The sequence below is a fragment of the Pseudomonas sp. N040 genome (assembly GCF_015637705.1).
In the GTDB taxonomy this organism is placed as follows: domain Bacteria; phylum Pseudomonadota; class Gammaproteobacteria; order Pseudomonadales; family Pseudomonadaceae; genus Aquipseudomonas.
The window spans coordinates 148,431-174,239 of sequence record NZ_JADOBE010000010.1 but is presented as its reverse complement, the minus strand read 5'-3'; the positions used below and the strand labels follow the sequence as shown (position 1 = coordinate 174,239).

22 protein-coding genes are annotated in these 25,809 nt (G+C 65.2%); 6 read left to right on the top strand and 16 right to left on the bottom strand.

From position 1 onward, the window contains the following. Positions 1-23: 23 nt before the first annotated feature. From ISX93_RS15225 to ISX93_RS15210, 4 genes are all read right to left on the bottom strand, one after another. Positions 24-1,430 carry an NAD(P)/FAD-dependent oxidoreductase gene (locus ISX93_RS15225; protein ID WP_195779618.1) on the bottom strand — a complete coding sequence of 469 codons (1,407 nt, stop codon included), beginning with the start codon at positions 1,428-1,430 and terminating at the stop codon, positions 24-26. Positions 1,431-1,478: 48 nt separating this feature from the next. Beyond that, entirely contained in the window at positions 1,479-2,300 is an 822-nt protein-coding gene (locus ISX93_RS15220; RefSeq protein WP_195779617.1) for an AraC family transcriptional regulator, read from the bottom strand. A 100-nt stretch (positions 2,301-2,400) separates the two neighbouring features. Further along, the gene (locus tag ISX93_RS15215; protein WP_195779616.1) at positions 2,401-4,545 is read right to left on the bottom strand and encodes a 3-hydroxyacyl-CoA dehydrogenase NAD-binding domain-containing protein; all 2,145 of its coding nucleotides are present in this window, start codon (positions 4,543-4,545) and stop codon (positions 2,401-2,403) included. Positions 4,546-4,621: 76 nt separating this feature from the next. After that, on the bottom strand, positions 4,622-5,827 hold the full coding sequence (locus ISX93_RS15210) for an acetyl-CoA C-acetyltransferase (protein WP_195779615.1): 1,206 nt from the start codon (positions 5,825-5,827) through the stop codon (positions 4,622-4,624). Positions 5,828-6,037: 210 nt separating this feature from the next. On the opposite strand from ISX93_RS15210, the gene ISX93_RS15205 reads away from it, so the two are divergent. Together ISX93_RS15205 and ISX93_RS15200 are read left to right on the top strand one after the other, a co-directional pair. Then, complete coding sequence (locus tag ISX93_RS15205; protein WP_195779614.1) at positions 6,038-6,856, top strand: c-type cytochrome; 819 nt, start codon at positions 6,038-6,040, stop codon at positions 6,854-6,856. Positions 6,857-6,970: 114 nt separating this feature from the next. Beyond that, positions 6,971-7,852, top strand: a complete 882-nt coding sequence (locus ISX93_RS15200; RefSeq protein ID WP_195779613.1) for a Dyp-type peroxidase — start codon at positions 6,971-6,973, stop codon at positions 7,850-7,852. A gap of 580 nt (positions 7,853-8,432) precedes the next feature. On the opposite strand, the gene ISX93_RS15195 is transcribed toward ISX93_RS15200, so the two are convergent. Together ISX93_RS15195 and ISX93_RS15190 are read right to left on the bottom strand one after the other, a co-directional pair. Next, positions 8,433-9,131, bottom strand: a complete 699-nt coding sequence (locus ISX93_RS15195) for a type 1 glutamine amidotransferase (RefSeq protein WP_195779612.1) — start codon at positions 9,129-9,131, stop codon at positions 8,433-8,435. Positions 9,132-9,211: 80 nt separating this feature from the next. After that, positions 9,212-11,047 carry a metal-dependent hydrolase gene (locus ISX93_RS15190; RefSeq protein WP_195779611.1) on the bottom strand — a complete coding sequence of 612 codons (1,836 nt, stop codon included), beginning with the start codon at positions 11,045-11,047 and terminating at the stop codon, positions 9,212-9,214. A 111-nt stretch (positions 11,048-11,158) separates the two neighbouring features. On the opposite strand from ISX93_RS15190, the gene ISX93_RS15185 reads away from it, so the two are divergent. After that, positions 11,159-12,196: an AraC family transcriptional regulator gene (locus ISX93_RS15185; RefSeq protein ID WP_195779610.1), complete on the top strand. Its 1,038-nt coding sequence runs from the start codon at positions 11,159-11,161 to the stop codon at positions 12,194-12,196. On the opposite strand, the gene ISX93_RS15180 is transcribed toward ISX93_RS15185, so the two are convergent. The 5 genes from ISX93_RS15180 to prmB form a co-directional block, all read right to left on the bottom strand. Next, positions 12,183-12,944 (bottom strand): SDR family oxidoreductase, encoded by a 762-nt coding sequence (locus ISX93_RS15180; protein WP_195779609.1) that lies wholly within the window; start codon positions 12,942-12,944, stop codon positions 12,183-12,185. The genes ISX93_RS15185 and ISX93_RS15180 overlap by 14 nt on opposite strands. A 1-nt stretch (position 12,945) precedes the next feature. Then, on the bottom strand, positions 12,946-13,878 hold the full coding sequence (locus tag ISX93_RS15175) for an alpha/beta hydrolase (RefSeq protein ID WP_195779608.1): 933 nt from the start codon (positions 13,876-13,878) through the stop codon (positions 12,946-12,948). Between the two features lie 189 nt (positions 13,879-14,067). Continuing rightward, positions 14,068-15,222, bottom strand: a complete 1,155-nt coding sequence (locus ISX93_RS15170; RefSeq protein ID WP_195779607.1) for an MFS transporter — start codon at positions 15,220-15,222, stop codon at positions 14,068-14,070. Positions 15,223-15,332: 110 nt separating this feature from the next. Further along, positions 15,333-16,424, bottom strand: coding sequence for a chorismate synthase (gene aroC, locus ISX93_RS15165; protein ID WP_195779606.1), 1,092 nt, complete (start codon positions 16,422-16,424; stop codon positions 15,333-15,335). Positions 16,425-16,835: 411 nt separating this feature from the next. Continuing rightward, entirely contained in the window at positions 16,836-17,747 is a 912-nt protein-coding gene (prmB, locus tag ISX93_RS15160) for a 50S ribosomal protein L3 N(5)-glutamine methyltransferase (RefSeq protein WP_195779605.1), read from the bottom strand. A 130-nt stretch (positions 17,748-17,877) separates the two neighbouring features. On the opposite strand from prmB, the gene ISX93_RS15155 reads away from it, so the two are divergent. Both ISX93_RS15155 and ISX93_RS15150 read left to right on the top strand, forming a co-directional pair. Next, the gene (locus ISX93_RS15155) at positions 17,878-18,180 is read left to right on the top strand and encodes a hypothetical protein (RefSeq protein ID WP_195779604.1); all 303 of its coding nucleotides are present in this window, start codon (positions 17,878-17,880) and stop codon (positions 18,178-18,180) included. Between the two features lie 45 nt (positions 18,181-18,225). Continuing rightward, positions 18,226-18,795, top strand: coding sequence for a Smr/MutS family protein (locus ISX93_RS15150; protein ID WP_195779603.1), 570 nt, complete (start codon positions 18,226-18,228; stop codon positions 18,793-18,795). A gap of 36 nt (positions 18,796-18,831) precedes the next feature. Here the strand turns inward: ISX93_RS15150 and ISX93_RS15145 are convergent, their stop codons facing one another. Continuing rightward, entirely contained in the window at positions 18,832-19,305 is a 474-nt protein-coding gene (locus tag ISX93_RS15145; RefSeq protein ID WP_195779602.1) for a hypothetical protein, read from the bottom strand. Between the two features lie 167 nt (positions 19,306-19,472). Here ISX93_RS15145 and folE point away from each other — a divergent pair, with 167 nt between their 5' ends. Next, entirely contained in the window at positions 19,473-20,018 is a 546-nt protein-coding gene (folE, locus tag ISX93_RS15140; RefSeq protein ID WP_195779601.1) for a GTP cyclohydrolase I FolE, read from the top strand. Positions 20,019-20,124: 106 nt separating this feature from the next. Here the strand turns inward: folE and ISX93_RS15135 are convergent, their stop codons facing one another. From ISX93_RS15135 to ISX93_RS15120, 4 genes are all read right to left on the bottom strand, one after another. Further along, positions 20,125-20,928 (bottom strand): MOSC domain-containing protein, encoded by an 804-nt coding sequence (locus ISX93_RS15135; RefSeq protein WP_195779600.1) that lies wholly within the window; start codon positions 20,926-20,928, stop codon positions 20,125-20,127. Between the two features lie 35 nt (positions 20,929-20,963). Continuing rightward, positions 20,964-22,523, bottom strand: a complete 1,560-nt coding sequence (locus ISX93_RS15130) for an FGGY-family carbohydrate kinase (protein WP_195779599.1) — start codon at positions 22,521-22,523, stop codon at positions 20,964-20,966. An 89-nt stretch (positions 22,524-22,612) separates the two neighbouring features. Next, the gene (locus ISX93_RS15125; protein WP_195779598.1) at positions 22,613-24,190 is read right to left on the bottom strand and encodes a glycerol-3-phosphate dehydrogenase/oxidase; all 1,578 of its coding nucleotides are present in this window, start codon (positions 24,188-24,190) and stop codon (positions 22,613-22,615) included. Continuing rightward, positions 24,187-25,791: an FAD-binding oxidoreductase gene (locus tag ISX93_RS15120; RefSeq protein WP_195779597.1), complete on the bottom strand. Its 1,605-nt coding sequence runs from the start codon at positions 25,789-25,791 to the stop codon at positions 24,187-24,189. Before ISX93_RS15120 ends, ISX93_RS15125 begins: the two co-directional genes overlap by 4 nt. Between the last annotated feature and the right edge of the window lie 18 nt (positions 25,792-25,809).

Below are 25,809 nucleotides of genomic sequence, written 5' to 3'. Positions count from 1 at the left end.
TTCTCCGGATCACTGGGCGCCACTTAGCGCATGAAACGTTCCATGAAGCCTGCCAGCCACTGCGCCAGCCGGCGGTGCCAGGATGGCGTGTCAGGATCGGCCAGCACCTGATCTTCATGCACGAAGCTGCGGACAATCGCGTTGTAGCCCAGCCAGCGCAGCGGCTCCGGTTCCCAACGGGCCAGCTGGTCGATGCGCCCCTCTCGCTTGACCCAGGGTTGCGCCAGCAATGCGCTATCCCGCCCCAGAATAAGGTCCGCCAGTGTGCGCCCACCGAGGTTGGCCGCGCCCACGCCCTCGCCGCCGTAACCGCCGGACAGCGCTATGCGCCGCTTGGAGTCACGCAGCATGTGCGGCTGGAAGCGACGGCCCATGCCCAGGTTGCCGCCCCAGGCATGGGTGATGCGCACATCCTTGAGTTGCGGGAACAGCTCGCCGAACAGGTAACGACGCAGACCGCGCTCGTCATCAGTCAGATTGAAATCCGTGCGCAAACGCCCGCCAAAGCGATAGCCGCCGCGGGCACCGAATACCAACCGGTTATCCAGTGAGCGCTGGCCGTAGGTGACTTGGCGGCTGCTTTCACTGAACGCCTGTCCATCGCGCAGGCCGATGCCCGCCCAGAGTTCTTCAGACAAGGGCTCGGTGGCCACGATCAGGCTCTGCACCGGCAATTGATGGCGATTGAGCGGCGGCAGCGAACCGGCATAGCCCTCCACTGCCGGCACGACCCATTCCGCACGGAGTTCACCGCCAGCCGTGCGCACCCTGCCCGGCTGCCAGTCGATGACTTTGCTGCCTTCGAAAATCTGCACACCCAGGCGCTCGACACAGGCAGCCAGCCCACGCACCAGTTTGGCCGGCTGGATCGTCGCGCAGTGCGGGGTAAACAGGCCACCGTAGGCATTGTGCATGTTCAGTTGCTTGGCCAGTTCGTCGGCCCCCAGCCAGCGGTAATCCTGATCACCCAGCCCTTCATGGCGCAACGCCTGCAATTGCGCCTGTACCCGCGGCAACTGCTCCGGATAACGCGCCGCGCAATACAGCACGCCACCCTTGCGGTAATCGCAGTCGATACCTTCCCGGGCGATGACGCGGCCCACTTCATCCGGAATGGCATGCAGCAGGTCGTAGCCGGCCTTGCGCTGCTCAGCCGGCAAGCCACCGAGCAAACGGTCTTCGCCGAGGATATTGCCCATCAGCCAACCACCGTTGCGACCGGAAGCACCAAAGCCGGCAATTTCAGCTTCAACAATGGCGATGCGCAGGGCTGGATCCTGGAGCTTGAGGTAGTAAGCGGTCCACAACCCGGTGTAACCCGCACCGATGATGGCGACATCCACGCTCAACGAACCGCCCAGCGCAGGGCGCGGGGTGATCCGCTCATCCAGCTGGTCCATCCACAGGCTTATAGAACGCCAGTCAGTCATTACTCGGGCTCCGCACAATCAAACGATGTACGCAGCCTAAGGCAGGCTTCAGTTGCTGTCTTGCGTGCGTGCGCGCAAGGAAATCTGCTTCAGATAGGCCTTTGGTGAAACGCCGGTATGCCGGCGAAAACAGCTGTAGAACGCCGACAGCGAATTGAAACCGGCGGCAAAGGCCAGCTCGTCGATACGCCGCAGATCACTGTCGGCCGGCAGGTTATCCAGCAGGTGCTGCAGGCGTGCCTGATTCACATAGCGGTAGAAGCTCTGCCCCAGCACCTGATTGAGCAGATAGGAGATCTGGTTGCGGCTGTAACCGGTGGCTGCGGCAACCTGTTGCAGGTCCAGATCCGCATTCAGATACGGCTGGTGCTGCTGGAAATACTGCTGCAGATCGCTGGCCAGCAAGCCCATCTGCCGCGCCGACAAGCCCAGCCGGCTGAGTGCCGGGCGCGAATCCACCACCCTTACGCCGGCGTCGCTGCTGCGTTCCAGATTGGTGTATTCATTGATGCGCCAGATCAGCCCGTCGCGCACGGTAATCGCCTCGCTGGCACGAAACGAGGCCAGCCCGTCGCCGCCGCGCAAGCGGATGCGGTACTGGATAAAGGCGGTGTGCCCGTCGATGCGGATACGATCCGTGTGTTCAAGCAACTCGTCTTCCAGCTGCGGCAGGCTTCTGCTGACAAACTCGCGCAGGTCGGCCAGTCGCATGGTGCGGTCGGCCGAAAAGTCGCGGTATTCGATATCCGGGTGATACAGCGCCAGCACCGCATCGAGGTCACGGTGTTTCCAGGCAAAGTGGTAACGCATCACCGCTTCACGGGTCAGCTCGGTTTGCTCGGGTCCGTCAGGGAAATCAATATCAGACATGCAACTCATCCACAGAAGGCCTACAGCTTGCCTGAGGATTTCTACCGGGCCAATAACGACAAAACCGGCCAGAGCCGGTTTTGTCGTGACACTCAGACCATCAGAAGCTTTCGCCCTTGGCGGCCTTCTCCAGCAGCAGGGCCGGCGGCAGGAAACGCTCGCCGTACTGCTCGGCCAGGTACTGGGCGCGGGCGACGAAGTCCTTCACCCCGTACTGGTTGATGAACTGCAGCGCACCACCGGTCCAGGCAGCGAAGCCGATACCGAAGATCGAGCCGATGTTGGCATCCGCCACCGACAGCAACACGTTCTCTTCCAGGCAGCGCACGGTTTCGATGGCCTGGATGAACAGGATGCGGTCACGTACGTCTTCCTGGGAGATCTGCGCATCGGCCTTCTCGAAACGCGCCTTGAGTTCTGGCCAGAGGAACTTCTTGCCACCCTGCGGGTACTCGTAAAAGCCGGCACCCGCCGCTTTGCCCGGACGCTTGAACTCCTTGAGCATCGCATCGACCACGGCATAGGCCGGGTGATCGGGCATCTGCTTGCCTTCGGCGGCCAGGTCCTTGATCGTCTGCTGACGGATGTGCTCCTGCAGGCTCATCGACACTTCGTCGCTGATCGCCAGCGGGCCGACCGGCATGCCGGCCTTGCGCGCTTCGTTCTCGATCATCGCTGCCGAGACGCCTTCGCCGAGCATGGCCAGACCTTCGTTGGTGAAGGTGCCGAACACGCGCGAGGTGAAGAAGCCACGGCTGTCGTTGACCACAATCGGCGTTTTCTTGATCTGCAGCACATAGTCGAAGCCACGGGCCAGGGTTTCATCCGAGGTGTTGGCACCCTTGATGATCTCCACCAGCGGCATCTTGTCGACCGGGCTGAAGAAGTGCAGACCAATGAACTTGTCCTGCTTCTGCACCGCCGTAGCCAGACCGGTGATTGGCAGGGTCGAGGTGTTGGAAGCAATCACCGCATCCGGCAGCGCGGCGGCTTCGGCAGCTGCGGTGACCTTGGCTTTCAGGCCGCGGTCCTCGAATACCGCTTCGATAATCAGGTCGCAGCCGGCAAAATCCGCATCGCTGACGGTCGGCTGGATGCGCGCGAGAAAGGCATCGCGCTTCTCGGCGGTCATCTGGCCGCGGCTGACTTTCTTGTCGAGCAGGTTGGCCGAGTAGCTCTTGCCTTTTTCCGCCGCTTCGATGGACACATCCTTGAGCACCACGTCGATACCGGCGGCTGCCGTCACGTAGGCAATGCCCGCACCCATCATGCCGGCACCGAGGATGCCGACCTTCTTGGTCACGTAAGGCGCCGGGCCTTTCGGCCGCGAACCGCCGGCGTTGATTTCGTTGAGCTGGAACCAGAAGGTGCCGATCATGTTCTTCGCCACCTGACCTGTGGTCAGTTCGGTGAAGTAGCGCGCTTCGATGATCTGCGCGGTGTCGAAATCGACCTGTGCACCTTCGACCGCGGCGCACATGATCTTCTCCGGCGCCGGGAAGCAGCCCTGGGTCTTGCTGCGCAGCACGCTCGGGGCAATGGCCAGCATCTGTGCCACGGCCGGAGAACTTGGTGTACCGCCAGGGATCTTGTAACCCTTCACATCCCATGGCTGGACGGCCGCCGGATTGGCCGCGATCCAGGCACGCGCCTTGGCCAGCATGTCTTCGGCAGAAGTCGCCAGCTCGTGGATCAGGCCCGCCTTGAGCGCTGCGTCCGGACGGACTTTCTTGCCCTCCAGCAGGTACGGCAGGGATTTTTCCAGACCGAGGATGCGCACCATGCGCACCACCCCGCCACCGCCCGGCAGCAGGCCGAGGGTCACTTCCGGCAGGCCGATCTGCACCGCCGGGCTGTCCAGCGCAATGCGGTAATGGCAGGCCAGGGCGATCTCCCAGCCCCCCCCCAAAGCCGCTCCATTGATGGCGGCGACCACCGGCTTGCCGAGGCATTCCAGGCGGCGCAACTGGCCCTTGATGTTGAGAATCATGTCGTAGAACGACTTGGCATCAGCCTTGGTGACCTTGATCAGCTCATTCAGGTCGCCACCGGCAAAAAAGGTCTTCTTGGCGGAGGTGACGATCACCCCGGCAATCGAGTCTTTCTCGGCTTCCAGGCGATCAACAATCTTGCCCATGGCTTCGCGGTACACCGCGTTCATGGTGTTGGCACTCTGGCCCGGCATGTCCATGGTCAGAACAACAATATTGTCCGGGCCTTTTTCGTAGCGGATAGCTTCAGTCATTTTCTAATTCCTTCGATGCGTAGGGCGGGTGAAACCCGCGTCTGGTCAATTGCGCGGGTTGCACCCGCCCTACCGGTCAAATACGTTCGATGATCGTAGCGATGCCCATCCCACCACCGACACACAGGGTGGCCAGGCCATAGCGCAGATTGCGCTTCTCCAGTTCGTCGAGCAGGGTGCCGAGAATGGCGCAACCGGTCGCACCCAGCGGGTGGCCCATGGCAATCGAGCCGCCATTGACGTTGACCTTGTCCTCGGACACGCCCATTTCCTTCATGAACTTCATCACCACCGAAGCAAAGGCTTCGTTGACTTCGAACAGGTCGATATCACTGGCCGCAAGGCCCGCCTTGGCCAGTGCCTTGCGCGTGGCCGGAGCCGGGCCGGTGAGCATGATGGTCGGATCAGTACTGGTGACGGCGGTGGCGACGATGCGGCCGCGCGCCTTGAGGCCCAGCTCTTTGCCCTTGGCTTCGCTGCCGATCAGCATCAGCGCCGCGCCATCGACAATGCCCGAACTGTTGCCCGGGGTGTGCACATGGTTGATCTTCTCCACATGCGAATACTTGCGCAGGGCTGAAGCATCAAAGCCCATCTGGCCCATCATCTCGAAGCTCGGCTTGAGCTTGCCCAGACTCTCCACCGTGGAATCACCACGAATGAACTCGTCATGGTCGAGGATGACGATGCCATTCTGGTCGGTCACCGGAATCAGTGATTTGTTGAACGAACCATCGGCACTGGCACGCGCAGCTTTCTGCTGCGAGCGCATGGCGAAAGCGTCAACGTCGGTACGCGAGAAGCCTTCCAGCGTGGCGATCAGGTCGGCGCCCACGCCCTGCGGCACAAAGTTGGTGTGCATGTTGGTCGCCGGGTCCATCACCCAGGCGCCGCCATCAGAACCCATCGGCACGCGCGACATGGACTCCACGCCGCCGGCTACCACCATGTCTTCGAAGCCGGAGCGCACTTTCATTGCAGCCAGGTTGACGGCTTCCAGGCCGGAGGCGCAGAAACGATTGAGCTGCACGCCCGACACGCACTCGTCCCAGTCGGCAACGAAAGCGGCGGTCTTGGCAATGTCGGCACCCTGATCGCCCACCGGCGTCACGCAGCCGAGGACGATGTCGTCCACCTGGCTGGTATCCAGCTGGTTGCGGGCTTCCAGAGCTCTGAGCAACCCGGCTACCAGATCAACCGGCTTGACGCTGTACAGCGCGCCGTCCTTCTTGCCCTTGCCACGCGGAGTACGCACGGCATCAAAAATATATGCTTCGGTCATGGCTTTCTCTCGTCGCGATTGATCCAGGGGCAAACACCCGTTTCACCCGGTGCACACACCTTAGCGGCAGCGCACCAGCACTCAATGACCGATGCGCTCAAGCCGATTGACCACTCGGCTCATGCCGCCGCAGCCTGCCAGCGACTGCGCGGTGCGCCAGGTCTGCCGGCTGTGCTAGCGTGAGCGGAGAACCAGTCCGGGAGTTTCCGCATGCGCACCCACCTGCTGCCCTTGTTGCTGTACCTGCTGCTCGGCCTGCCGGTGAACGCTGCCGAACTGAAGATCGAACTGGGTGACCACACGCGCATCTGGAGCACCGCGGAACTGCTGGGCCTGCCCCAGGCGCAGCTCATCGAGATTCCCGCGGATGTCGGCTACCGGCGCCCCATGCGCTATCGCGCCGTACCACTGCGCACGCTGCTGCCGGGCGTCGGCGCGGATCAGCACGTGCAGGCGGTGGCCATGGACGGCTTCGTTGCCGAATTGCCGGCCGCGCCGCTGCTGCAGGAGGAAGGCTCCGTGGCCTGGCTGGCCATCGAGGAACCGGGCACGCCCTGGCCGGGACTGGCCGCAGGCAAAGCGGGGGCCGGGCCGTTCTACCTGGTCTGGGAAAACCCTGCGGCCAGTGCCATCGGCCCCGAGCAGTGGCCCTTCCAGCTTGCCGCATTGCGCACCACGGCCAGCGTCAGCCAGCGCTTCCCGGCACTGGTGCCGGCAGCCGATGCTCCGGACGATGTCCAGCAGGGCTTTGTCCAGTTCCAGAAGCATTGCCTGGCCTGCCACCGCCTCAATGGCGAAGGCGCCAGCGAGTTCGGCCCGGACCTGAACATTCCCTACAGCCCCACCGAGTACCTGGCCGGCGACTTCCTGCTGCAGTACATCCGCGACCCGCAAAACCTGCGGCGCTGGCCACAGGCACGCATGCCCGGCTTCGACTCGGCCACCCTTGGCGACCTGCAACTGCACCAGCTGCTCACCTACCTGCGGCACATGGCCGGACGCAAGCAAGGCACTAGCGCCAGCCCCTAGGAACTGTTGACGCCGGGTCACGGCCGCGACCATCAGCGGCCGCTCGGCAAAGCCGCCCGCATGGCTATACTGGCCCGCCAAGCCCCCCGCCACCGGCCATCCTGAGGAGCAACCATGAGCCAGGCACAACCCGGAATCCTCGCGCCAATCCCCGCCTTTGGCCGTTACCTGCTGTTTGCCGCACGGCCGCAGGCCGGACAGGCGGCCGCCCTGACCCGGCTGGCCGCGCTGGCTGAAGTTGACGCTATGGTCGTCGGCCTGGGGCCGGCACTGGTCAACCGCCTGGGCGCGCGCATTCCCGGCCTGCGCGGCTTTCCGGATTTCTCCAGCCCCGGCCTGGCCATCCCGGCCACCCCGCACGACCTGTGCTGCTGGCTGCGCAGCGACGAGCGCGGCGAGCTGGTGCATCTGAGCCGCCGGGTTGAACAGGCGCTGGGCCAGGCCTTCGACCTGCAGCACGGCGTGGATGCTTTTCGCTATGGCGGCGGGCGCGACCTCACCGGCTACGAGGACGGCACGGAAAACCCGGTCGGCAGTGCCGCCACCGCCACCGCCCTGGTCGCCACGCAGGGGCCCGGCCTGGATGGTTCGAGCTTTCTCGCCCTGCAGCAATGGCAGCACGACTTCCACGCCTTCGACGGCATGTCCGGCCAGCAGCAGGACCACGCCATCGGCCGGCGCAAGAGCGACAACCAGGAACTCGACGATGCGCCCGAGTCGGCACACGTCAAGCGCACCGCGCAAGAGAGTTTCGATCCGGAAGCCTTCGTCCTGCGCCGCTCGATGCCCTGGGCACGGGATGACGACAGCGGGCTGATGTTCGCCGCCTTCGCCACGTCATTCGACGCCTATGAAGCGCAGATGCGGCGCATGGTCGGCGCCGATGACGGCATCCGTGACGGGCTGTTCCAGTTCAGCCGGCCCATCAACGGCAGCTACTTCTGGTGCCCGCCACTGCGCGACGGCCAGCTCGATCTGCGGGCGGTCGGCTTGTAGGCGCTGTAGCTGCAAAAAGAGGGTGAGCCAGGCACCGCAGGAGGCCGGGAAGCGCAGCTTACGAACTACAAAGGCGTCACCGTAAGGAAACTGGAGCGCCCAGTTGCGTGACCTCTGACCAGTGATTGGCATGGGTGCCGACTAACCGCTTGCGTTCAACGGGGTCAGCCACGCAGGCTGCCAACCGGCCGCCTCCGACCCGAAGGCCTTGTCGCCGCAGCTGGTGGACAAGTAGACGTTGTCCACCCTACGGGCACCCGAACTTGCGCAGGGTGGGGAAACTGCGCAGCAGTTGCCGCGATTCGAACGTCCAGGTTATTTGCTTATCTATGAAAGCCGCAAATACTCGCTCTGAATCGCCCCGAGTTTTGTAGACACTTCTGATGGTCTGCTTTTGGAAAATATCAGCCCGGCACGAATGGACGAAGCCCAGTACTTCCGTTGGTCACGGCCGTGTTAGCGGCTCAGCCATATGCCGCGCGGTTCAATTTCGTTTGGTATCGAGCCTCCGCGCAAACTCTCATCCCAGCATCTGCACCGCCGGCTGCTTTGCAACGGCCTTTTGGGAAGTCTGCTGTTATCAACTGACGGCCAGTCGCAGCCAGTGGCTATACAGCCCTTCTGCGAGCCGGTTCATCGCCGCCACTTTCCCCGCCAGATTTTCCCGCGTCTGGACGCGCTTCTCCTGGCTCGGCTGGGTCTCATCGAGCAGGTGGCCGGCGTCGCGGAACCATTCCTCCACCAGTTGCACGGTCATCTCCGGATGGCCTTGCAGCGCCAGCAGCTTGTCGCCCCAACTGAAGCCCTGGTTGGCGCACCAGCTGCTGGATAACAGGTGGATGGCGCCCTCGGGGATGGCGAAGCTGTCGTTGTGCCACTGGTAAATGGGGAATTCATCCGGCAGATGATCCAGCCAGGGGCTGGGCGCCAGGCGACGCATGGGTTGCCAGCCGGCTTCGTTGTAGCCCATGTGCTGCACCGGTGCACCCAGCGCGCGGGCCAGCAGCTGCCCGCCCAGGCAATGGCCGATCAGCGGAATGTCGCGGGCGATGAAATGCTGGAGCACCTGGATCTCTTGTTCAAGCCACGGCAGCGGATCGTTGACGCTCATGCCGCCGCCCATCACGGCCACCGCCTTGGGCTGATCCAGATCCAGTGCATCCAGCTCGCCCAGGTCGCAGCGCACCTCGCGCCAGGACTCGCCTCGGGCATCGAGGAAGTCGCCCAGGTAGGCCGGCGGGCAATAGTCAACATGGGTCAGGACAAGTATCTCGGACATGGGTCACCTCTGCTGACGGATTGTGCAGATAAATTGACGCATGGTCGAGAAACTTTACAACCCAACCCTGTTGCAGGTGCTCAGAAATCGATGCTCAGTTGCTCGCCGCGGGCCCGCGAGACACAGGTGGCGATGCGCTTGCCCGTCTGCTGTTCCTCGGCGCTGAGGATCGCATCGCGATGCTCGACCTCACCTTCCAGCACGCTGCACAGGCAGGCACCACACAGCCCCTCGCGACAGGCACTGGGCGGATTCAGGCCGGCCACTTCCATGGCTTCGAGCATGCTCTGTCCGGCATCCACTTGCAGGCTGCGCCCGCTACGGGCCAGATGCAGGGTAAAGGCGTGATCGCCCGGCTGCGGTCCGGCGGCAGCAGCTGCGAAACGCTCCAGGTGTACCGCCGTGGCAGGCCACCCGCTGGCGCGAGCGGCGGCGTCCGCCTGATCCATGAAGCCTGTCGGGCCACACACATACAGCTGGCGGGGGCGCTGGGCGTCCCAGCCAGCCAGCAATTGCCGCAGATCGACGCGCCCGGCCTGACTGCTCAGGTGGGTGTGCACGCGGTCGGCAAACGGCCAGCTGGCGAGCTCGCCGGCAAACGGCAAATGCTCGGCGTCGCGACCACACAGGTGCAGACTGAAGGGCTGGCCACTGGCGTGCAGCGCCCAGGCCATGGACAGCAACGGCGTTACCCCGATGCCGCCGGCCAGCAGCACAACCTCACCGTCGGCCTGCAGATCGAGGGCAAAATTGTTGCGTGGCAAGCCCACCCGCAACCGGCTGCCGACCTGCACTTCGGCATGCAGGCGCAAGGAGCCGCCCCGCCCGACGGCATCCTGACGGACAGCGATAGAGTAGATGTCCTGTTCCAGAGGATTACCGCACAGCGAATACTGGCGCACCACTCCGCCATCGATTTCGACATCCACATGCGCGCCCGCTTCCCAGGGTGCCAGCGCACCACCGTTGCTGGCGAGCAATGCATACATCCGCACATCGGCCGACACTTGCACGATGCGCTCGACTACCAATTCCTGCCACTGCCCAGCATCAGGCAACTGCAATTTCTGGCGCAGTTCCGGCAACAACCCGGGCTCCAGCGAACGTGCCCAGGGCGAAAAAGCCGGTTTGAAGATGGTCAGCATATCCCCCAGATACGGTGCTGACTCGCGTACGAAGGACGCCCAGGCACGAGCCTTGGTGGGCGTGCAACCGAGCCGGACGCAGACCTGCGGCAACAACGCGCGCCACATGCGCATCAATGTCCGCACCGCCGAGCGCATGCCCCGCCCCAGCGTGGAAATACGCATGCGGTAGGCTGCGGCACCTGTGCCATAAATGTGTTCGTACATATCGTGCACGACGGCAGTGTGCTCGGTCTCCTCCATGCAATGCCAAAGCAGCAGGCGGTGAAATGCGGGGTCTACCTGGGGATGCAGGTCATGGGCCGTTTCGTACCATTCGGCAACACTGAAGATTACGTGCTCCAGCACCGCCACCATGGCCACCTGCTCCTGCTCGCTACTGTGCAGCACAGTGTCAATGAAGCGCTTTCCTTCGCGCTCCACCGCAGTTGTGTCATAGCCATGCTGAGCAACCAGCGAGCGGTTGAACAGTTCATGCGCCTGCGAATGCAATGCTTCCTGCGCGACAAACACCTGCGCCTCACGGGCCAACGCGGGATGTTCAGCCAGTTTAGGCACGGCGTTGCGTACCACCGGAATACCGACATCCTCGAACGCCACCACAAACCAGGAAACAGCCAGCAAGAAGGCGGACAATTCGGGATTATTCGCCACCGGTGCAGCAGGCAGACATGGGAAATTCCAATGCAACCGGCGCGGGGCCAGATGGATATTCTGCAGCATGGTGGAGGTTGGACGCAGTGGGGCGTCATGCATCTGAACAAGCGACATGGGCTTTACCTCATAGGGTTTCGCGACGACATGAATTCTTCGCCTGATGGCTTGCCAGCAGCAGTGTCAATGCAGACAATCGGTTGTCATATCACGCCAGACTGACCATTAATGCCCAGCCACATCTCAGCCCAGCCAGCCGGAAGCCTGCTCTACCACGCGGTCTATGCACGACTGTTATGTGACGTGGCGAAAAGTCATGGCCTGCCGGTCACTGAAATACTGCGTGAAGCCGGTCTTGATGCCAGACGCATAGACAGCAGCGCGCAACATATCGGCCACGCTGAGATGAACGCGCTGATTCGCGCCGTGCAAAAGCGTTGTGACGATCCGCGGCTGCCCTTCGAGCTGGGTGCCAAAGCGCGCTCGGATGTACACGGCCTGCCGGGCATAGCCATGCTGTGCAGCCGTGACCTGCGGCAGGGGCTGGCCACCCTCTGTCAACTGAGCAGCCTGCGCAGCTCACAGTTCCGCGGCCAGCTGAGCGAGAGCGACGGGGAAGTCCGCCTTGATTTCAGGCCGGTGGTGCCCTTGCACGATGTGCAGGAATTCATCTGCGCTGCCTTGGGACTTATCCTGGCGCAGTTGTTGGCGTCAATGCTGGGCGACCAGCACCACCAGCTGCGTGTCGGATTGCCCATGGACGCGCCGTCATGCGCGGCAACGGTGGCGGGGTGGTTTCCCTGTCCGGTCCGCTTCAACGAATCCGCCCTTTATTTGAGCCTGCCGCTCGAACTGCTCGATCTGCCCTGCCCGGCTGCCGATGCCCATACCCATGCCGTGGCGCTGCGCCAATGCGCACTGGACCAGCTGGGCCTGCAAGGCGATCTGGCTTCACGGCTGCGGGCGCATCTGGCCGGCTGCCAGCTGGAATACCCGAGCCTGGAAGACTGTGCGCGGCGGCTCTGCCTGTCCCCGCGCAGCTTGAGCCGTGCACTGCAACAGGCCGGTTGCAGCTATCAGCAATTGCTGGATGAAACCCGGCAGGAAGAAGCTTTGCGTCTGCTCACCGACACTCCGCTTGCCGTCGAGCAGATCGCCTGGCAGCTGGGCTATGCCGACCCGTCCAACTTCAACCGTGCCTTTCGCCGCTGGCAAGGCTGCACGCCGCAAGCATGGCGTCTGCAGCAGACACTCAGGGACGACTGACCAGCTCCATCAGCTTGCGCAATACGGCGTTTGGCATGATCTGACCCAAGCGGTACAGCCAGCTGAACAGCTGGCCCACCGGACGATGAACGCGGGCGTCATGCGCCTGCAGCCAGGCCGCTTCGGCAATGTCCGAGGCTTCCAGATCCACACCCAACCGATCGATAACCGGCGGGGTGACGCTCTGGCTGCTGACCATGGGCGTACGCACAAACGGCGGCATCAGGTCACCCACCCGTATCCCGTGCCGCTGCCATTCCAGCTCAAGCGCCTCGGTCAAGCCGCGTACGGCGAATTTCGAAGCCGAATAGCTGGCAAATTGCGGCACCCCATACACCCCGGAGGCCGAACCCATATTGATCACCTGCGCTCCAGGCGTAGCCTTGAGATAAGGAAACGCCGCATGGGTCATCGTCAGCAGACCCAGCACATTGATCTGCATGATCCGCGCGTGCTCAACCAGACTGATGTCCTCAAAGTTGCCGACGCGCAAAATGCCGGCACAGTTGAACAACAACCGCAGCCGACCATTCTGGCTGCGGGCGAACTCAGCCAGCACGCCAGCCACCGCGCCCGGGTCACTGACATCCAGTGGGCGGTACCAGGCTCCACCAAGTTCCGCGGCAAGCGCGGCCAACGCCGGCTCGTTGATATCCAGTAGACCGACCGCCCAGCCACGCTGGTGAAACAGCCGCGCGGTGGCCGCGCCAATGCCGGAGGCCGCACCGGTAATCAGTATGTTGTTCATCTCATTTCACCCATTCACGCAGGAAGCCAACCACCCGCTCCAGCGCCAGATCGGCCACGCGCAGCACACCGGCATGCGCCTGGAACACATGCCAGAGCCCTTCGTAGCGCTGCAGCTGCACCTCGACTCCGGCGGCCCGCGCACGCTCGGCAAAGCGCAGGCTGTCGTCGCGCAGCACTTCATCCTCCCCGACCTGCAGCAACACCGGCGGCAACCCGGCCAGGTCGGCATTCAGCGGCGACACACCGGGCATGTGCAGGTCCAGCGGCGCCGGGCAATAGGCGCTGCGCGCCTGGGCCATCCAGTCCAGGTTGATCAGCGGGTCGCCGGCGGGCGGGTTATGGATTGCTTCGGAACTGAAGTCGGTTACCGGCGAGAAGCACACCAGCGCCGCCGGCAAGGGCAGGCCCAGATCACGAATGCGCAGGGCCGTCACCAGGGCCAGGTTGCCGCCGGCAGAGTCGCCAGCGATGCTGATCTGCCCGGGTTGGTAACCCAGCTCGAGCAAGCCGCGATACACCGCCAGGCAATCATCCGCGGCGGCCGGGTACGGATGCTCGGGCGCCAGCCGGTAATCCGGCACGCACACCGACATGCCGCCAAGCGCGGCAAGGTTGGCCGTGATCGCGCGGTGGGTGGCCGGCGCACCGATCATGAAGGCGCCGCCGTGCAGGTAGAGCATGACCCTGCGGCCCGAGGCCGCGCCGTGCTGCCACTCGCAGGGCACGCCATGGATGTTCTGCTGGCCGCGCACCACACTGCGCGGCGTGTGGTTGAGCATGGTCAGCAGGCGAATGATCCAGCGCTGCAGCCAGACCGGCACCGGCGGCCGCACCAGGCCGTGGAAAAACAGCCGGAGCATCCCGCGCAACAGCGCCTTGATGACGGTTTGCTGGCTGCTGCGGTGTTCGTACAGATCATTGGTCACAGTCATGCTCGGCTAACTCTGGAAGGTGAAGGTACAGGCGAACGCCTGCGCTGTTTTACCAGCAGCCCGCGGGATAGGGCAAAGTTGTGCGGCCGCTCGTTCAGCCAGGACACGCACTGCATGCTAGGGCGCGCAGGCTCGCCGGGCAATGTCCTATTCGGCCGGGAGTTGTGCGTTTCGGCAATGCCCGCAGGGTCAGTCCGGCTGCAGGTCGGGCATGTGCCGGTAGATGATGAAGGCGCCGAGCAAGGCCACCAGGCTGGCCAGCAGAAAGGTCCAGGTCGGGCCCAGCCCGGTCCAGCTGTAGCCGGCATACAGCGCGCCCAGCCCGCCACCGACCCCGGACACCGCGGCATACAGCGCCTGACCCTGGCCCTGCTGGCGGGCATTGAAGCTGCCGCGCACCACCAGCACGCACACCGCATGAAAACTGCCGAAGGTCGCCGCGTGCAGCAACTGCGCAAGCAGCAGCCAGAAACCGTGCTCCGCCAGCGTGCCGAGCAGGATCCAGCGCAGCACCGCCAGCAGCAGGCTGGCGATCAGCACCTGGCGCAGGCTGACGTGCCGCAGCAGGCGCGCCATCAGCAGGAATACGAGGATTTCCGCGACCACCCCGATGGCCCACAACTGGCCGATGACCCCGCGGGCATAGCCGAGCGACTCCAGGTACAGGGTGATGAAGGTGTAGTAAGGCCCGTGGCACAGCTGCATCAGCCCCACCACCACGAAGAACGCCAGCACGCCGGGCTGGCGCAACTGGCGCAGGAAGCCGCCCGACAGCGGATTATCGCGCGCCGCGCTGAGCTGGGCATTCGGCACCCACCAGCTGCTGATGAAGATGCAGCTGATGATGCCGATCAACACCCAGGGGAACGCGTCCAGGCTGACCCGCTCGAACAGCAGGCCCAGGCCGACCACGGTGAGGATGAAGCCGACGCTGCCCCACAGCCGCACTTCGCTGTAGCGCGCGGTCTGCTCGCCCAGGTGGGCCAGGGTCAGCACCTCGAACTGCGGCAGCACCGCATGCCAGAAGAACGCGTACAGCGCCATGATTAGCGCCAGCCAGGCATAGCTCTTGCCGAACAGGATCAGCACGAAGCTGAACAGGGTGCAGCAGGCGCCGAAGCGCACGATGGCCAGGCGCTTGCCGCTGCGATCGCCCAGCCAGCCCCACAGGTTGGGCGACACGCAGCGCATCAGCATGGGAATCGCCAGCAGCTCGCCGATGCGGGCGCTGGAGAAACCCAGGTAGTCCAGATACAGCGCCAGATAGGGCGCGGTCGCGCCGAGCAGGGCGAAATAGAACAGGTAGAAGCCGGACAGCCGCCAGTAGGGCAAGGCACTGGCCATGAGTCAGGTCCGTGTAGGTTGGGCTGAGCGACGCGAAGCCCAACGTTGCATGGCAGAGGACTCAGGCTCAGTTTGTTGGGCTTCGCTGCGCTCAACCCAACCTACATTGCTCATAGCTGTGGCAGCACCGGGGTGAACACCTGAACCGCCGCATTCTGTGCACGATGGCGCAGCAGGTGATCGAGCAGCACGATGGCCATCATCGCCTCGGCGATCGGCGTGGCGCGGATACCGACGCAGGGATCATGGCGACCCTTGGTGATCACCTGTACCGGGTTGCCGTGGATGTCGATGGAGCGGCCCGGGGTGGTGATGCTCGAAGTCGGCTTGAGCGCCAGATGGGCAACGATCGGCTGGCCGGAGGAAATCCCGCCGAGGATGCCGCCGGCATTGTTCGACAGGAAGCCTTCCGGCGTCATCTCGTCGCGGTGTTCGGTACCGCGCTGCGCCACGCTGGCGAAGCCGGCGCCGATCTCCACGCCCTTGACCGCGTTGATGCTCATCAGCGCATGCGCCAGCTCGGCATCCAGGCGATCGAAGATCGGCTCGCCGAGGCCGGGCATCACGCCCTCGGCGACCACGGTGATCTTCGCCCCGACCGAATCCTGGTCGCGGCGCAACTGGTCCATGTAGGCCTCAAGCTCCGGCACCTTGTCCGGATCCGGGCTGAAGAAGGCATTCTGCTCGACGCTGTCCCAGCCCTTGAACGCAATCTCGATCGGCCCGAGCTGGCTCATGTAGCCGCGCACCTGGATGCCGAAGCCGGCCAGCACCTTCTTCGCGATGGCCCCGGCGGCGACGCGCATGGCAGTCTCGCGCGCCGAGCTGCGGCCACCGCCGCGGTGGTCGCGCAGGCCGTACTTGTGGTGGTAGGTGTAATCGGCGTGGGCCGGGCGGAACAGGTCCTGGATCGCCGAGTAGTCCTTGGACTTCTGGTCGGTATTGCGGATCAGCAGGCCGATCGGGCAGCCGGTGGTCCTGCCCTCGAACACCCCGGCGAGGATTTCCACCTCGTCGTCTTCCTGGCGCTGGGTGGTATGCCGGCTGGTGCCGGGCTTGCGCCGGTCGAGGTCGCGCTGCAGGTCAGCCAGGCTCAGTTCGATGCCCGGCGGGCAGCCGTCAACGATAGCGACCAGCGCCGGGCCATGGCTTTCGCCAGCGGTGGTAACAGTGAACAGCTTGCCGTAAGTGTTGCCGGACATGCAGGAAAGCTCCGCGAGAACCTGAAAGAGGTCGCCAGTATATACCGGCCTCGCAGGCCGATGAAAAACGTCGGCGAGGCGGCCGAGGCCAGGTGCAACGACCAACGGAAGTAACAGCCGCAGGCTGGCCCGCAGGGCTGACGTGGGGTGGGCGCAGGGTGGGCTTCAGCCCACCAAAAGCGCGAAATGGCGGGTCGGGCCAGCGGTTGGCCGCGGTGGGCCAAGGCCCACCCTACGGTTGATGGTTGGCGCGTGAGCCGCAGGGGCGGGTTCAATTGGGGTCGGAGGGGGTGCTGTGGCCGGCCTTGCGGCCGGTTGGTGGGTTACGGCCCCTGGCCTAACCCACCCTACAAAGGCCCACTCATATGAACCAACCCATAACAAGACAGCGCCTTTTTCAACGGCCTGCTGCTAGCCCAGTTGCGCCCGGAACAGCGCCTGATGCTCGCGGCACTGGGCGGCGGCCAGCAGGAACACGCCGTGGCCGCCCTGCTCGAACTCAAGCCAGGTGAAGTCCACCTGCGGGTACAACGCCTCGACGTGCGCCTGGCTGTTGCCCACCTCGACGATCAGCAGGCCCTGCTCGCTCAGATGATCGGCCGCCTCGGCCAGCAGGCGCCGCACCAGGTCCAGGCCATCCTCGCCGCAGGCCAGCCCGAGCACCGGCTCGTGCTGGAACTCGGCCGGCATGTCGGCAAAATCCTCGGCATCCACGTAGGGCGGATTGGACAGGATCAGGTCGAAGCGCTGCTTCGGCAGCCCGCCGAAACCGTCGCCCTGCACGGTGTAGACGCGCTCTTCGAGACCATGCCGTTCGATGTTCAGGTTGGCCACCTCCAGCGCATCGAAGGAAATGTCCGCCAGCACCACTTCAGCCGCCGGGAAGGCGTAGGCCGTGGCGATGCCGATGCAGCCGGAACCGCAGCAGAGGTCGAGGATGCGCGCCGGCTCGGCGGGCAGCCAGGGCTCGAAGCGCTGGCCGATCAACTCGGCAATCGGCGAGCGCGGCACCAGCACGCGCTCGTCGACCACGAAAGGCAACCCGCAGAACCAGGCCTCGCCGAGCAGGTAGGCGGTCGGCACGCGTTCGACGATGCGCCGCCTGAGCAAGTGCTGCAGGTGCGCGCGCTCGTCATCCTCGAGGGCGCAGTCGAGGTAGCTGTCGGCCATCTCGAACGGCAGGTGCACCGCGCCCAGCACCAGCTGGCGGGCTTCGTCCCAGGCATTGTCGGTGCCATGGCCGAAAAACAGGTTTTCCGCATGAAAGCGGCTGACCGCCCAGCGGATGTGGTCACGCAAGGTACGCAATCGGGACTCGCTCACAGCACTCTCCTGGATAGGCTTGCGCGCAGTTTAACAGCCGTGGCGGCCCCGGCAGTACACAAAGCCTGCTGGCACGGGGAACCTGCGGCGCGGATAGACGTCTGAGCGTGAACAGCAAAGGAAAACTGCGATGAAACTGTCCGCCGGATTCGATGCCAGCCGCCTGCGCGGCAAGGGCCCGGGCAAGTGGCGCTGGCGCCTGTGCGGCGCGCTCGCCGCCCTGCTCTGCTGCCTGGGCGTCCTGCTGCTGATGGCCGGGATCGCCATGGGTCTTGGGCAACTCCCGCCACTGCTGCAGGGGCATGCTTCGCTGGCCGTGATCCTCGCCGGCAGCCTGCTGCTCGTGCTGGGCATCGCCTGCTGGCGCATCTGCCGCCGGCGGCGCCGGCGCAACGGCCTGGGCATGGCGCCGGGCCTGCTCAAATCGCGCTGAACGGGTAAACTGCGCGTATCCCCTGATTCACGGCCAGCGACCGCCATGTCCAGTACTCCAGACGACTCCGACAGCAACCTGTTCGCCGAGCAGATGCGCGGCGTGAAGCGCATTGCGCACGATCACGCCGAGACCGGCAAGGCCAGGCCCGACCGCCAGCAGCTCAAGCGCCAGCGCCTGAACGCCACGCAGCGCAGCAATGAGACCCGGGTTGACGGCCTGTCCGATCAGTTCGTCATCGATGTCGGCGCCGAGGACGAGCTGTACTGGGCCCGCGATGGCGTGCAGGAAGGCCAGATGCGCAAGCTCAAGGCCGGCCAGGTGCCCTTCGAGGGCAGCCTCGACCTGCACGGCATGTCCGTGGAGAAAGCCCGCGAAACGCTCTGGGCCTTTCTCGCCGAAGCCGCCCGCCTGGAAATCCGCTGCGTACGGGTGACCCATGGCAAGGCCGCCCGTATCGATGGCAAGCGGCCGCTGATCAAGAGCCACGTCAACACCTGGCTGCGCCAGCATGCGCAGGTGCTCGGCTTCACCTCGTGCCTGCCCCGCCATGGCGGCACCGGCGCGATCTACCTGCTGCTCAAGCGCACCATGCTCGAAGGCCGCGACGAGTAGCCGCGTGCGCGGGCGGCGGATCACGCTGTGCGGCTATCAAGCCTGCTCACCGGCGCCACGCACCAGCACAAAAGGGCACGCCAGCCGGCGCAGCAACGGCAGATCAAGGTAAGTCAGGCACAGCCAGTGGTCGGCATCCAGCTGGCGCAACTCGTCGCGCACCCAGCGCCAGGGCATTCGCGCGCTGGCGCCGTAGGCCACGGCCGCACAGGGCCGGCCATCCAACCAGGATGGCTGCTCGCTGCAGCGCATCGGCAAGACTTCACGCAGGCCGCTGCCGGCACGCAGCAGATTCACCGCGCTTTGCGCAGTATCAAAGCGCTTGCCCTGCCAGCCCGGCATGCCGCCCAGGGCGATGCCCGGTGCCGCACTCAGGCGCAGCCACCAGGGCCCGACAAAGCAGGCGCGCCACAGCCCCAGGCGCGCCGTTGCCGGTACCGCCGGCAGCGTGGCGTAGAGGTTCAGCAACTGGCGGACGGACAGTCCGGAAAGTCTGGATAGCATTGTCATCGCCTTGTCCCGCAAGTGAGCCGCCAGGCTAGCCGAACAGCCTGGCCGGGGCAGCCATGGGTTCGGACAATTGCCAGGGCGATGCGGACATTCAGCGCCGATTTCGACTTGCCAGCCAGGCTCCCCAGCCCCTACCCTGCGCGTCTGCAACCGCGAGTGAAACCTACATGTCCCTGGAACAGCACTACACCGCCATCCTCAGCCAGCTCGGTGAAGACGTCAGCCGCGAAGGGCTGGTCGACACCCCCAAACGCGCTGCCAAGGCCATGCAGTTCCTCTGCCGTGGCTATCAGCAGACGCTGGAAGAGGTGACCAACAACGCGCTGTTCAGTTCGGACAACAGCGAGATGGTGCTGGTCAAGGACATCGAACTGTATTCGCTGTGCGAGCACCACCTGCTGCCCTTCATCGGCAAGGTGCATGTTGCCTATATCCCCAGCGGCAAGGTGCTCGGCCTGTCGAAGGTCGCGCGCATCGTCGACATGTATGCACGGCGCCTGCAGATCCAGGAAAACCTCAGCCGGCAGATTGCCGAAGCAGTGCAGCAGGTCACCGGCGCGCTGGGCGTGGCGGTGGTCATCGAGGCCCGGCACATGTGCATGATGATGCGCGGCGTGGAAAAGCAGAACTCGGTGATGATCACCTCGGTGATGCTCGGCGAGTTCCGCGACAACGCCGCCACCCGCAGCGAGTTTCTCAGCCTGATCCGCTAGGAGCCTGCCGGCCTTGGCCCGGGCCACGGCGTAATCCGCGCCCCAAGCGCCCGGCCCGGCCGGAAGGGATTGGCAATCCAGCCCATAACCAGCCAGTCCGCGCCAATTACTCCAGCACCTCCACCGGCATGCCGACACGCAGCTCGCCGCACGCCTCGGCAATCAGGTTCTGCCCGAAATACACCTGCCCGTCGCGCTGCCGGTAGCCTTCGAGGGTGCGCAGCGGCTCGCGGTCGGTGCTGCGTTCGCCGGTGAACGGGTCGAGCGTGGTCATGATGCAGCGCGAGCAGCCCTTGACCACCCGCAGCTGCAGCGCGCCGATACGGATGCGTTTCCAGCCATCCTCGGCATACGGCAGCGCGCCGCCGACCACCAGGTTGGGCCGGAAGCGCAGCATCTCCAGCGGCCGGCCGACCCGCGCGGCCAGGTCATCCAGCGAGGCCTGGCCGATCAGCAGCAAGGGAAAGCCGTCGGCGAAACCGACCCGCTCACCCGCTTCGGCAAACGTGCGGTCGATCTGCCGCGCCTGCTGCAGCGGCACATGCACCAGCCGGCAGGCGCGCTGCAGGTAGCTGCTGCACCAATGTGCCGCGGCCTCGCCGGCATCGCTCACGGCGAAGGTGTCCGCCCACAGGGTCACCGTACGCAAGCCGGTCGCGGGGTCCGGCAGCGGGACCTGCAGCGGCGCCGCGCCGGGTGCGCTCAGCTGCAGTCCGGCGGCGCTGCCCTGCGCGACGATGCGGCCGATCTGCGGCAGCAGGCGCTGGCTGAGAAAACGCCCGCTGGCGGCATCCACCAGCATCCAGCGGCGGTCCCCGGCCAGCCCCAGCGCGTCGATGGTCGCCTCCGGCAACACCTGGCTGGCGCCGGACTTGAGCGGATAACGGTACAGCGCGGTCAGTTGCAGCATGTTCGGGGGCTCCATTCAGATCACCGGCTGACAGCTCAGGCCGGGTAGCCGGTGATCGCGCGGATACTGCGATAGAGCGGCTGCAGGCGACGATACATGCGCTGGTAGACCTGGCGATAGAGCCGCTGGTAGACCGCATGGGCCTCGGGATCGGGTTCGAATACCCGCCCCACCCGGGTCATGGCGGCGATCGCCGTGGGAAAGTCCGGGTGCAGGCCGAGGCCGACCGCGCAGTCGATCGCCGCGCCGAGGCCGGAGGTTTCGTAGGTATGCGGGCGCTCGGCGGGCAGGCCGAAGATATCCGCGGTCAGCTGCATGGCCGCATCGCTCTGCGAGCCGCCACCGGATACGCGCAGGCGGGTGATGCGCGTCCCCGAGCGCTTCTCGATCTTTTCCTTGCCCTGGCGCAGGGCGTAGGCCAACCCTTCGAGGATGGCGCGATACAGGTGCGCGCGGGTGTGCACGTCGCCAAAGCCGATGATCGCGCCCTTGGCTTCCAGCCCCGGCTCGCGGATGCCCGGCGACCAGTAGGGTTGCAGCATCAGGCCCATGGAACCGGGCGGCACGCTGGCAACCAGTTCGTCGAACAGGCTTTCCGCCTCCACGCCCAGCTCCAGCCCGCGCTGGCGCTCGGCATGGCCGAACTGTTCCTTGAACCAGCTGACCATCCAGAACCCGCGGAAGATCATCACTTCGGTGTTGTAGCGGTCCGGAATCGCCGCCGGGTATGGCGGAATCAGCGGCACGGTTTCCAGGTAGCTGCTGCGCGTGGTGTTGATGGTCGCCGTGGTGCCATAGGACAGGCAGGCCGTGCTCGGCTCCACCCCGCCTGAGCCAATCACTTCGCAGGCCTTGTCGGAGGCGGCGGCAATCAGCGGCAAGCCTTCCGGGATACCGGTGTGCCGGCTGGCTTCGGCGCTGATGCTGCCGATCTGCTCGCCCGGCTTGACCAGCTCGGGCAGCATTGACGGTGTAACCGGCATCGCCTGCCATTTCCAGTCACGCGCGCAGGCCCACTTGAGGCGCTTGTAGTCGAACGGCAGGTAGGCCACGCAACTGCCGACCGAGTCGGCGAAGCGGCCGGTCAGGCGATGGGTGAGAAAGCCCGAGAGCAGCAGGAACTTGTGCGTCTTTGCCCACACCTCCGGTTGGTTCTGCGCAATCCAGTTGGCCTCGGCCTGGGCGCGGAAGTAATCGATGGTCTGCTCTTCACCGATCAGCTTGAACAGCCAGCCCCAGGGGCCCTTGATCTTGCCGCGCACCGCGGCGCGGCGCTGGTCGAGCCAGAGTATCGCCGGGCGCAACGGGTTGCCGGCGGCATCCACGTTGATCAGGCTGCCGCGCTGGGTGGTCAGCGACACGCCGCGAATCTGACTGCGGTCGATATCGACCGAATCCCAGAGCTTCTGGCACGCCTCGCCGAGGCTGCGCCAGTAATACTCGGGATCCTGCTCGGCCCAGCCGGGCTCGGTGGAAAAGTAGGGAACCAGCTCAACCTTGCCCTTGCCGACCAGGTTGCCCTGCAGGTCGAACAGCAGCGCGCGCACGCTCTGGGTGCCGTTGTCGATGGCCAGCAGGTAGGGTTTATCGTTCAAGTGTCACGCTCCATGATTCGTATTCCTGTAGGAGCCAGCTTGCTGGCGATCAATGCCCCGCAGCAGAGCAATCGCCAGCAAGCTGGCTCCTACAAAGGCAGGCTGTAACAGCGCTGCCAGAGTTGCAGGTAGTCCTGCTCTTCCTGCTCCCAGCGCGCATCGCTCCAGCCCAGTCGCGGCTGGCACAGGGCACGCACCTGCGCCAGTTCGGCGCCCGCGCCATTGGCCAGCAACAGGCCGATGCGCGTACGGCGCAGCAACAGGTCGTCCAGATGCAGCACCAGCTCGTTGTCGCAGGCGTGTGCCAGTTCCGCCCAGAGCGTATCGAGACTGCCAACCGCCTGCTGGCCGACTTCCTCCAGCAGCGCCGCCACCTGCGGCAAGGCCAGGCCATGCCGCCCACTCAGGCGACGCTGCTGCGTGGCCGTCAGACCGGGCAGTGCGAATGGCGGCAGCGGGCGGAACACCGCCTGGCCGTAATCTTCCACCGGCTTGCCGACAAACGCCGCGCAAGCCTGCAACACCTCCAGCGCCAGCAGGCGGAAGGTGGTCAGCTTGCCGCCGGCCAGGGTCACGCAGCCCGGCTCGACCCAGAGCATGTGCTCGCGTTTTTCATCCGAAGGGGCCGCGCTGTCATCCCCCTCGCTGACCACCGGACGCACCCCGGCCCAGCTCGACAGCACATCCGCGCGGCGCACCTGCGCCGCCGGAAACTGCTGGGCGCAGGCCGCCAGCAGGTAATCCACCTCCTCCGCCGTGATGCGCGCGTCCTGTTCCAGCGACTCGTGGTGGTCGAGGTCGGTGGTGCCGATGACCGTGGCGCCCTCCCAGGGGAAGACAAACACCGGGCGCCGGTCGGCGGCGTGCATGAAGCTGATCGCATGCGCCACCGGCAAGCGCCAGTGCGGCAACAGCAGATGGCTGCCGCGCAGCGGACGGATATGTTCGGGGCCGTCCTGTTTGCGCAGGGCATCGGCCCAGGCACCGGTGGCCTGCGCCACCGCGCGGCTGCGAAAGCTGAAGCGCCGGCCGCTTTCAGCATCCTCGGCCAGCACGCCGCAGACCTTGTCCGCCTCGCGCAGCAACTCGACCACGCGCATCCCGTTGAGTGCTTCGCCGCCTTCGGCGCGCGCCTCGCCGAGTACACGCAGCACCAGCCGCGCATCGTCGGTCACCGCATCCTGGAAGCGCGTGGCGCCGGCCAGGCCCTGCTCCTTGATGCCGGGCAGCAGGTAGCGCAACTGCTGCAGCGGGTAGTACAGGTGGTTGCGCTTGCCGGCCAGGGCGTCGTACAGCGCCAGCAGCCCGCCGAACACCCGCGGCCCGGGGAACTGGCCCTGATAGTGCGGGAACAGGAAACTCAGCGGATCGACCAGCCCCGGCGCCTCTTCCAGCAGGCGCTGGCGCTCGCGCACCGAATCGCGGGTCAGGCCGAACTGGCCCTTGGCGATATAGCGCAGCCCGCCGTGCACCATCTTCGACGAGCGGCTGGAGGTGCCCCAGGCAAAATCGCGCTGCTCCAGCAGCAGGCAGCTCCAGCCACGCCGCGCCGCCTCGCGGAGGATGCCGGCGCCGCTGATGCCGCCACCGACCACGATCAGGTCCCAGTCACGTTCTGCCAGTTCCGGCAGCACCTTCTCGCGCCAGGCGGCATTCCAGAGCATCATGCTTGGCTCTGCAGGAGCACGCCCGGAGCCAGCCGCTGATCCGGATCGAAATGCGTCGACAGCGCCTGCAAGGCAGCAATGCCCAGCGCGCCCTTCTCCACCGGCAAGTAAGGTGCGTGGTCGCGGCCCACGCCATGCTGGTGGCTGATGGTGCCACCATTGTTGACGATGGCCTGGCAGGCCGAGTGCTTGAGTTTCTGCCAGCGCGCCATGGCCGCTGCGTAGCTGTTGCCCGGGCGGAACACATAGCTGGTGTAGATGCTCGACCCCTCGCCATACACGTGCGACAGGTGGGTAAACACATGCACCTGCTCGCCTTCATCGGCCAGCGCGCTGCGCAGGCTGTTTTCCAGCTTGTTCAGCAGGCTGTCGACATTCGCCCAGTCGGTGGCGGTTTCCAGGGTATCCACCGCATAGCCGGCTTCCCACAGGCCATGGCGCAGGTAGGGGAAGCGAAAGCGCCCTTCGGACCATTTCTTGCCCAGCAGGGTGCCGGTGAACACGCCGCCGAAGACCTTCAGGTGCTGCTTGGCCTGGCGTACCGACAATGCGTTCTGCCGACGATTGCCGGTCACGCCGAAGGTCAGCATGCACTTGCCTTCGCGCGCCCCGCGCAGGGCCAGATAGCGCTCCAGCCAGGCGATCTGGCCCGGATGACCGGCCAGCGCCAGCTGGGTTTCGGTCTCGATGGCATTCGACAGGCGCAGCATCGACAGCGGCACCCGCGCCTGCACCAGTGTGCGGATGGCCTGCAGCGCACGCGGCCAGTCGGGCAGGAACACGGCGTAGAACTTTTCTTCCTCGGCCAGCTTGCTGACCCGCACGCGCACCTCGGAAATCACCCCGAAGCGCCCTTCCGAACCCAGCAGCATCTCGCGCAGGTCGGGCCCGGCGGCGGAGGCCGGGAAGGTCGGCAGGTTCAGGCTGCCGGCAAAGGTTTCCAGCGTGCCGCCGGCGAACAGCTGCTCGATGCGCCCGTAGCGCAGCGACTGCTGGCCGCTGGAACGGCTGGCCACCCAGCCACCGAGAGTCGAGAGTTCCCACGACTGCGGGAAATGCCCCAGCGTGTAGCCACGGGCGCGCAGCTGGCTTTCCACCTGCGGGCCGTTGGCGCCCGGACCGAAGGTGGCGATCAGGCTCTCTTCATCCAGCTCGAGCAGCCGGTTCATGCGTTCCAGCGACAGCGTCACCACCGGCTTGGCACTGGCCTGCGGATTGATATGCCCGGCCACCGAGGTGCCGCCGCCGTAGGGAATCAGGATCACCTCCTGCTGCTGGGCCCAGGCCAGCAGCTCGCGGATCTGCGCCGCCGTTTCCGGCAGCGCCACACCGTCGGGAAACACCCCGAAGCGCCCTTCGCGCATGGCCAGCCAATCCGGCAGGCTCTGCCCGCGGGCATGCCGCACGCGGACTACCGCGTCGAGGCTGATCAGTGTATGCGGGGCGCTGATGCGCGAAGCCGGCACCTGCGCCAGCACCTGCTCCAGCGTGGCATCCGCCAGTACCTGACCAGCACCCACCAGCTCACCCAGGAAAGCCGCGCCGTGTGCCGGCAATTCCACCACTGTGCTTTCTTCACCCCAACCGTTCCAACGCCGCATGCACGTGCTCTCCAAAGC

Coding starts and splice junctions, on each gene's coding strand:
- ISX93_RS15125 (WP_195779598.1), bottom strand. CDS start 24,190: ATGATGCTCTGGAATGCCGCCTGGCGCGAGAAGGTGCTGCCGGAACTG.
- ISX93_RS15190 (WP_195779611.1), bottom strand. CDS start 11,047: ATGTCGCTTGTTCAGATGCATGACGCCCCACTGCGTCCAACCTCCACC.
- aroC (WP_195779606.1), bottom strand. CDS start 16,424: ATGTCCGGCAACACTTACGGCAAGCTGTTCACTGTTACCACCGCTGGC.
- ISX93_RS15170 (WP_195779607.1), bottom strand. CDS start 15,222: ATGGCCAGTGCCTTGCCCTACTGGCGGCTGTCCGGCTTCTACCTGTTC.
- ISX93_RS15175 (WP_195779608.1), bottom strand. CDS start 13,878: ATGACTGTGACCAATGATCTGTACGAACACCGCAGCAGCCAGCAAACC.
- ISX93_RS15145 (WP_195779602.1), bottom strand. CDS start 19,305: ATGACAATGCTATCCAGACTTTCCGGACTGTCCGTCCGCCAGTTGCTG.
- ISX93_RS15150 (WP_195779603.1), top strand. CDS start 18,226: ATGTCCAGTACTCCAGACGACTCCGACAGCAACCTGTTCGCCGAGCAG.
- ISX93_RS15180 (WP_195779609.1), bottom strand. CDS start 12,944: ATGAACAACATACTGATTACCGGTGCGGCCTCCGGCATTGGCGCGGCC.
- ISX93_RS15200 (WP_195779613.1), top strand. CDS start 6,971: ATGAGCCAGGCACAACCCGGAATCCTCGCGCCAATCCCCGCCTTTGGC.
- ISX93_RS15135 (WP_195779600.1), bottom strand. CDS start 20,928: ATGCTGCAACTGACCGCGCTGTACCGTTATCCGCTCAAGTCCGGCGCC.
- ISX93_RS15120 (WP_195779597.1), bottom strand. CDS start 25,791: ATGCGGCGTTGGAACGGTTGGGGTGAAGAAAGCACAGTGGTGGAATTG.
- ISX93_RS15195 (WP_195779612.1), bottom strand. CDS start 9,131: ATGTCCGAGATACTTGTCCTGACCCATGTTGACTATTGCCCGCCGGCC.
- ISX93_RS15205 (WP_195779614.1), top strand. CDS start 6,038: ATGCGCACCCACCTGCTGCCCTTGTTGCTGTACCTGCTGCTCGGCCTG.
- ISX93_RS15225 (WP_195779618.1), bottom strand. CDS start 1,430: ATGACTGACTGGCGTTCTATAAGCCTGTGGATGGACCAGCTGGATGAG.
- ISX93_RS15220 (WP_195779617.1), bottom strand. CDS start 2,300: ATGTCTGATATTGATTTCCCTGACGGACCCGAGCAAACCGAGCTGACC.
- ISX93_RS15185 (WP_195779610.1), top strand. CDS start 11,159: ATGCCCAGCCACATCTCAGCCCAGCCAGCCGGAAGCCTGCTCTACCAC.
- ISX93_RS15215 (WP_195779616.1), bottom strand. CDS start 4,545: ATGACTGAAGCTATCCGCTACGAAAAAGGCCCGGACAATATTGTTGTT.
- folE (WP_195779601.1), top strand. CDS start 19,473: ATGTCCCTGGAACAGCACTACACCGCCATCCTCAGCCAGCTCGGTGAA.
- ISX93_RS15210 (WP_195779615.1), bottom strand. CDS start 5,827: ATGACCGAAGCATATATTTTTGATGCCGTGCGTACTCCGCGTGGCAAG.
- ISX93_RS15155 (WP_195779604.1), top strand. CDS start 17,878: ATGAAACTGTCCGCCGGATTCGATGCCAGCCGCCTGCGCGGCAAGGGC.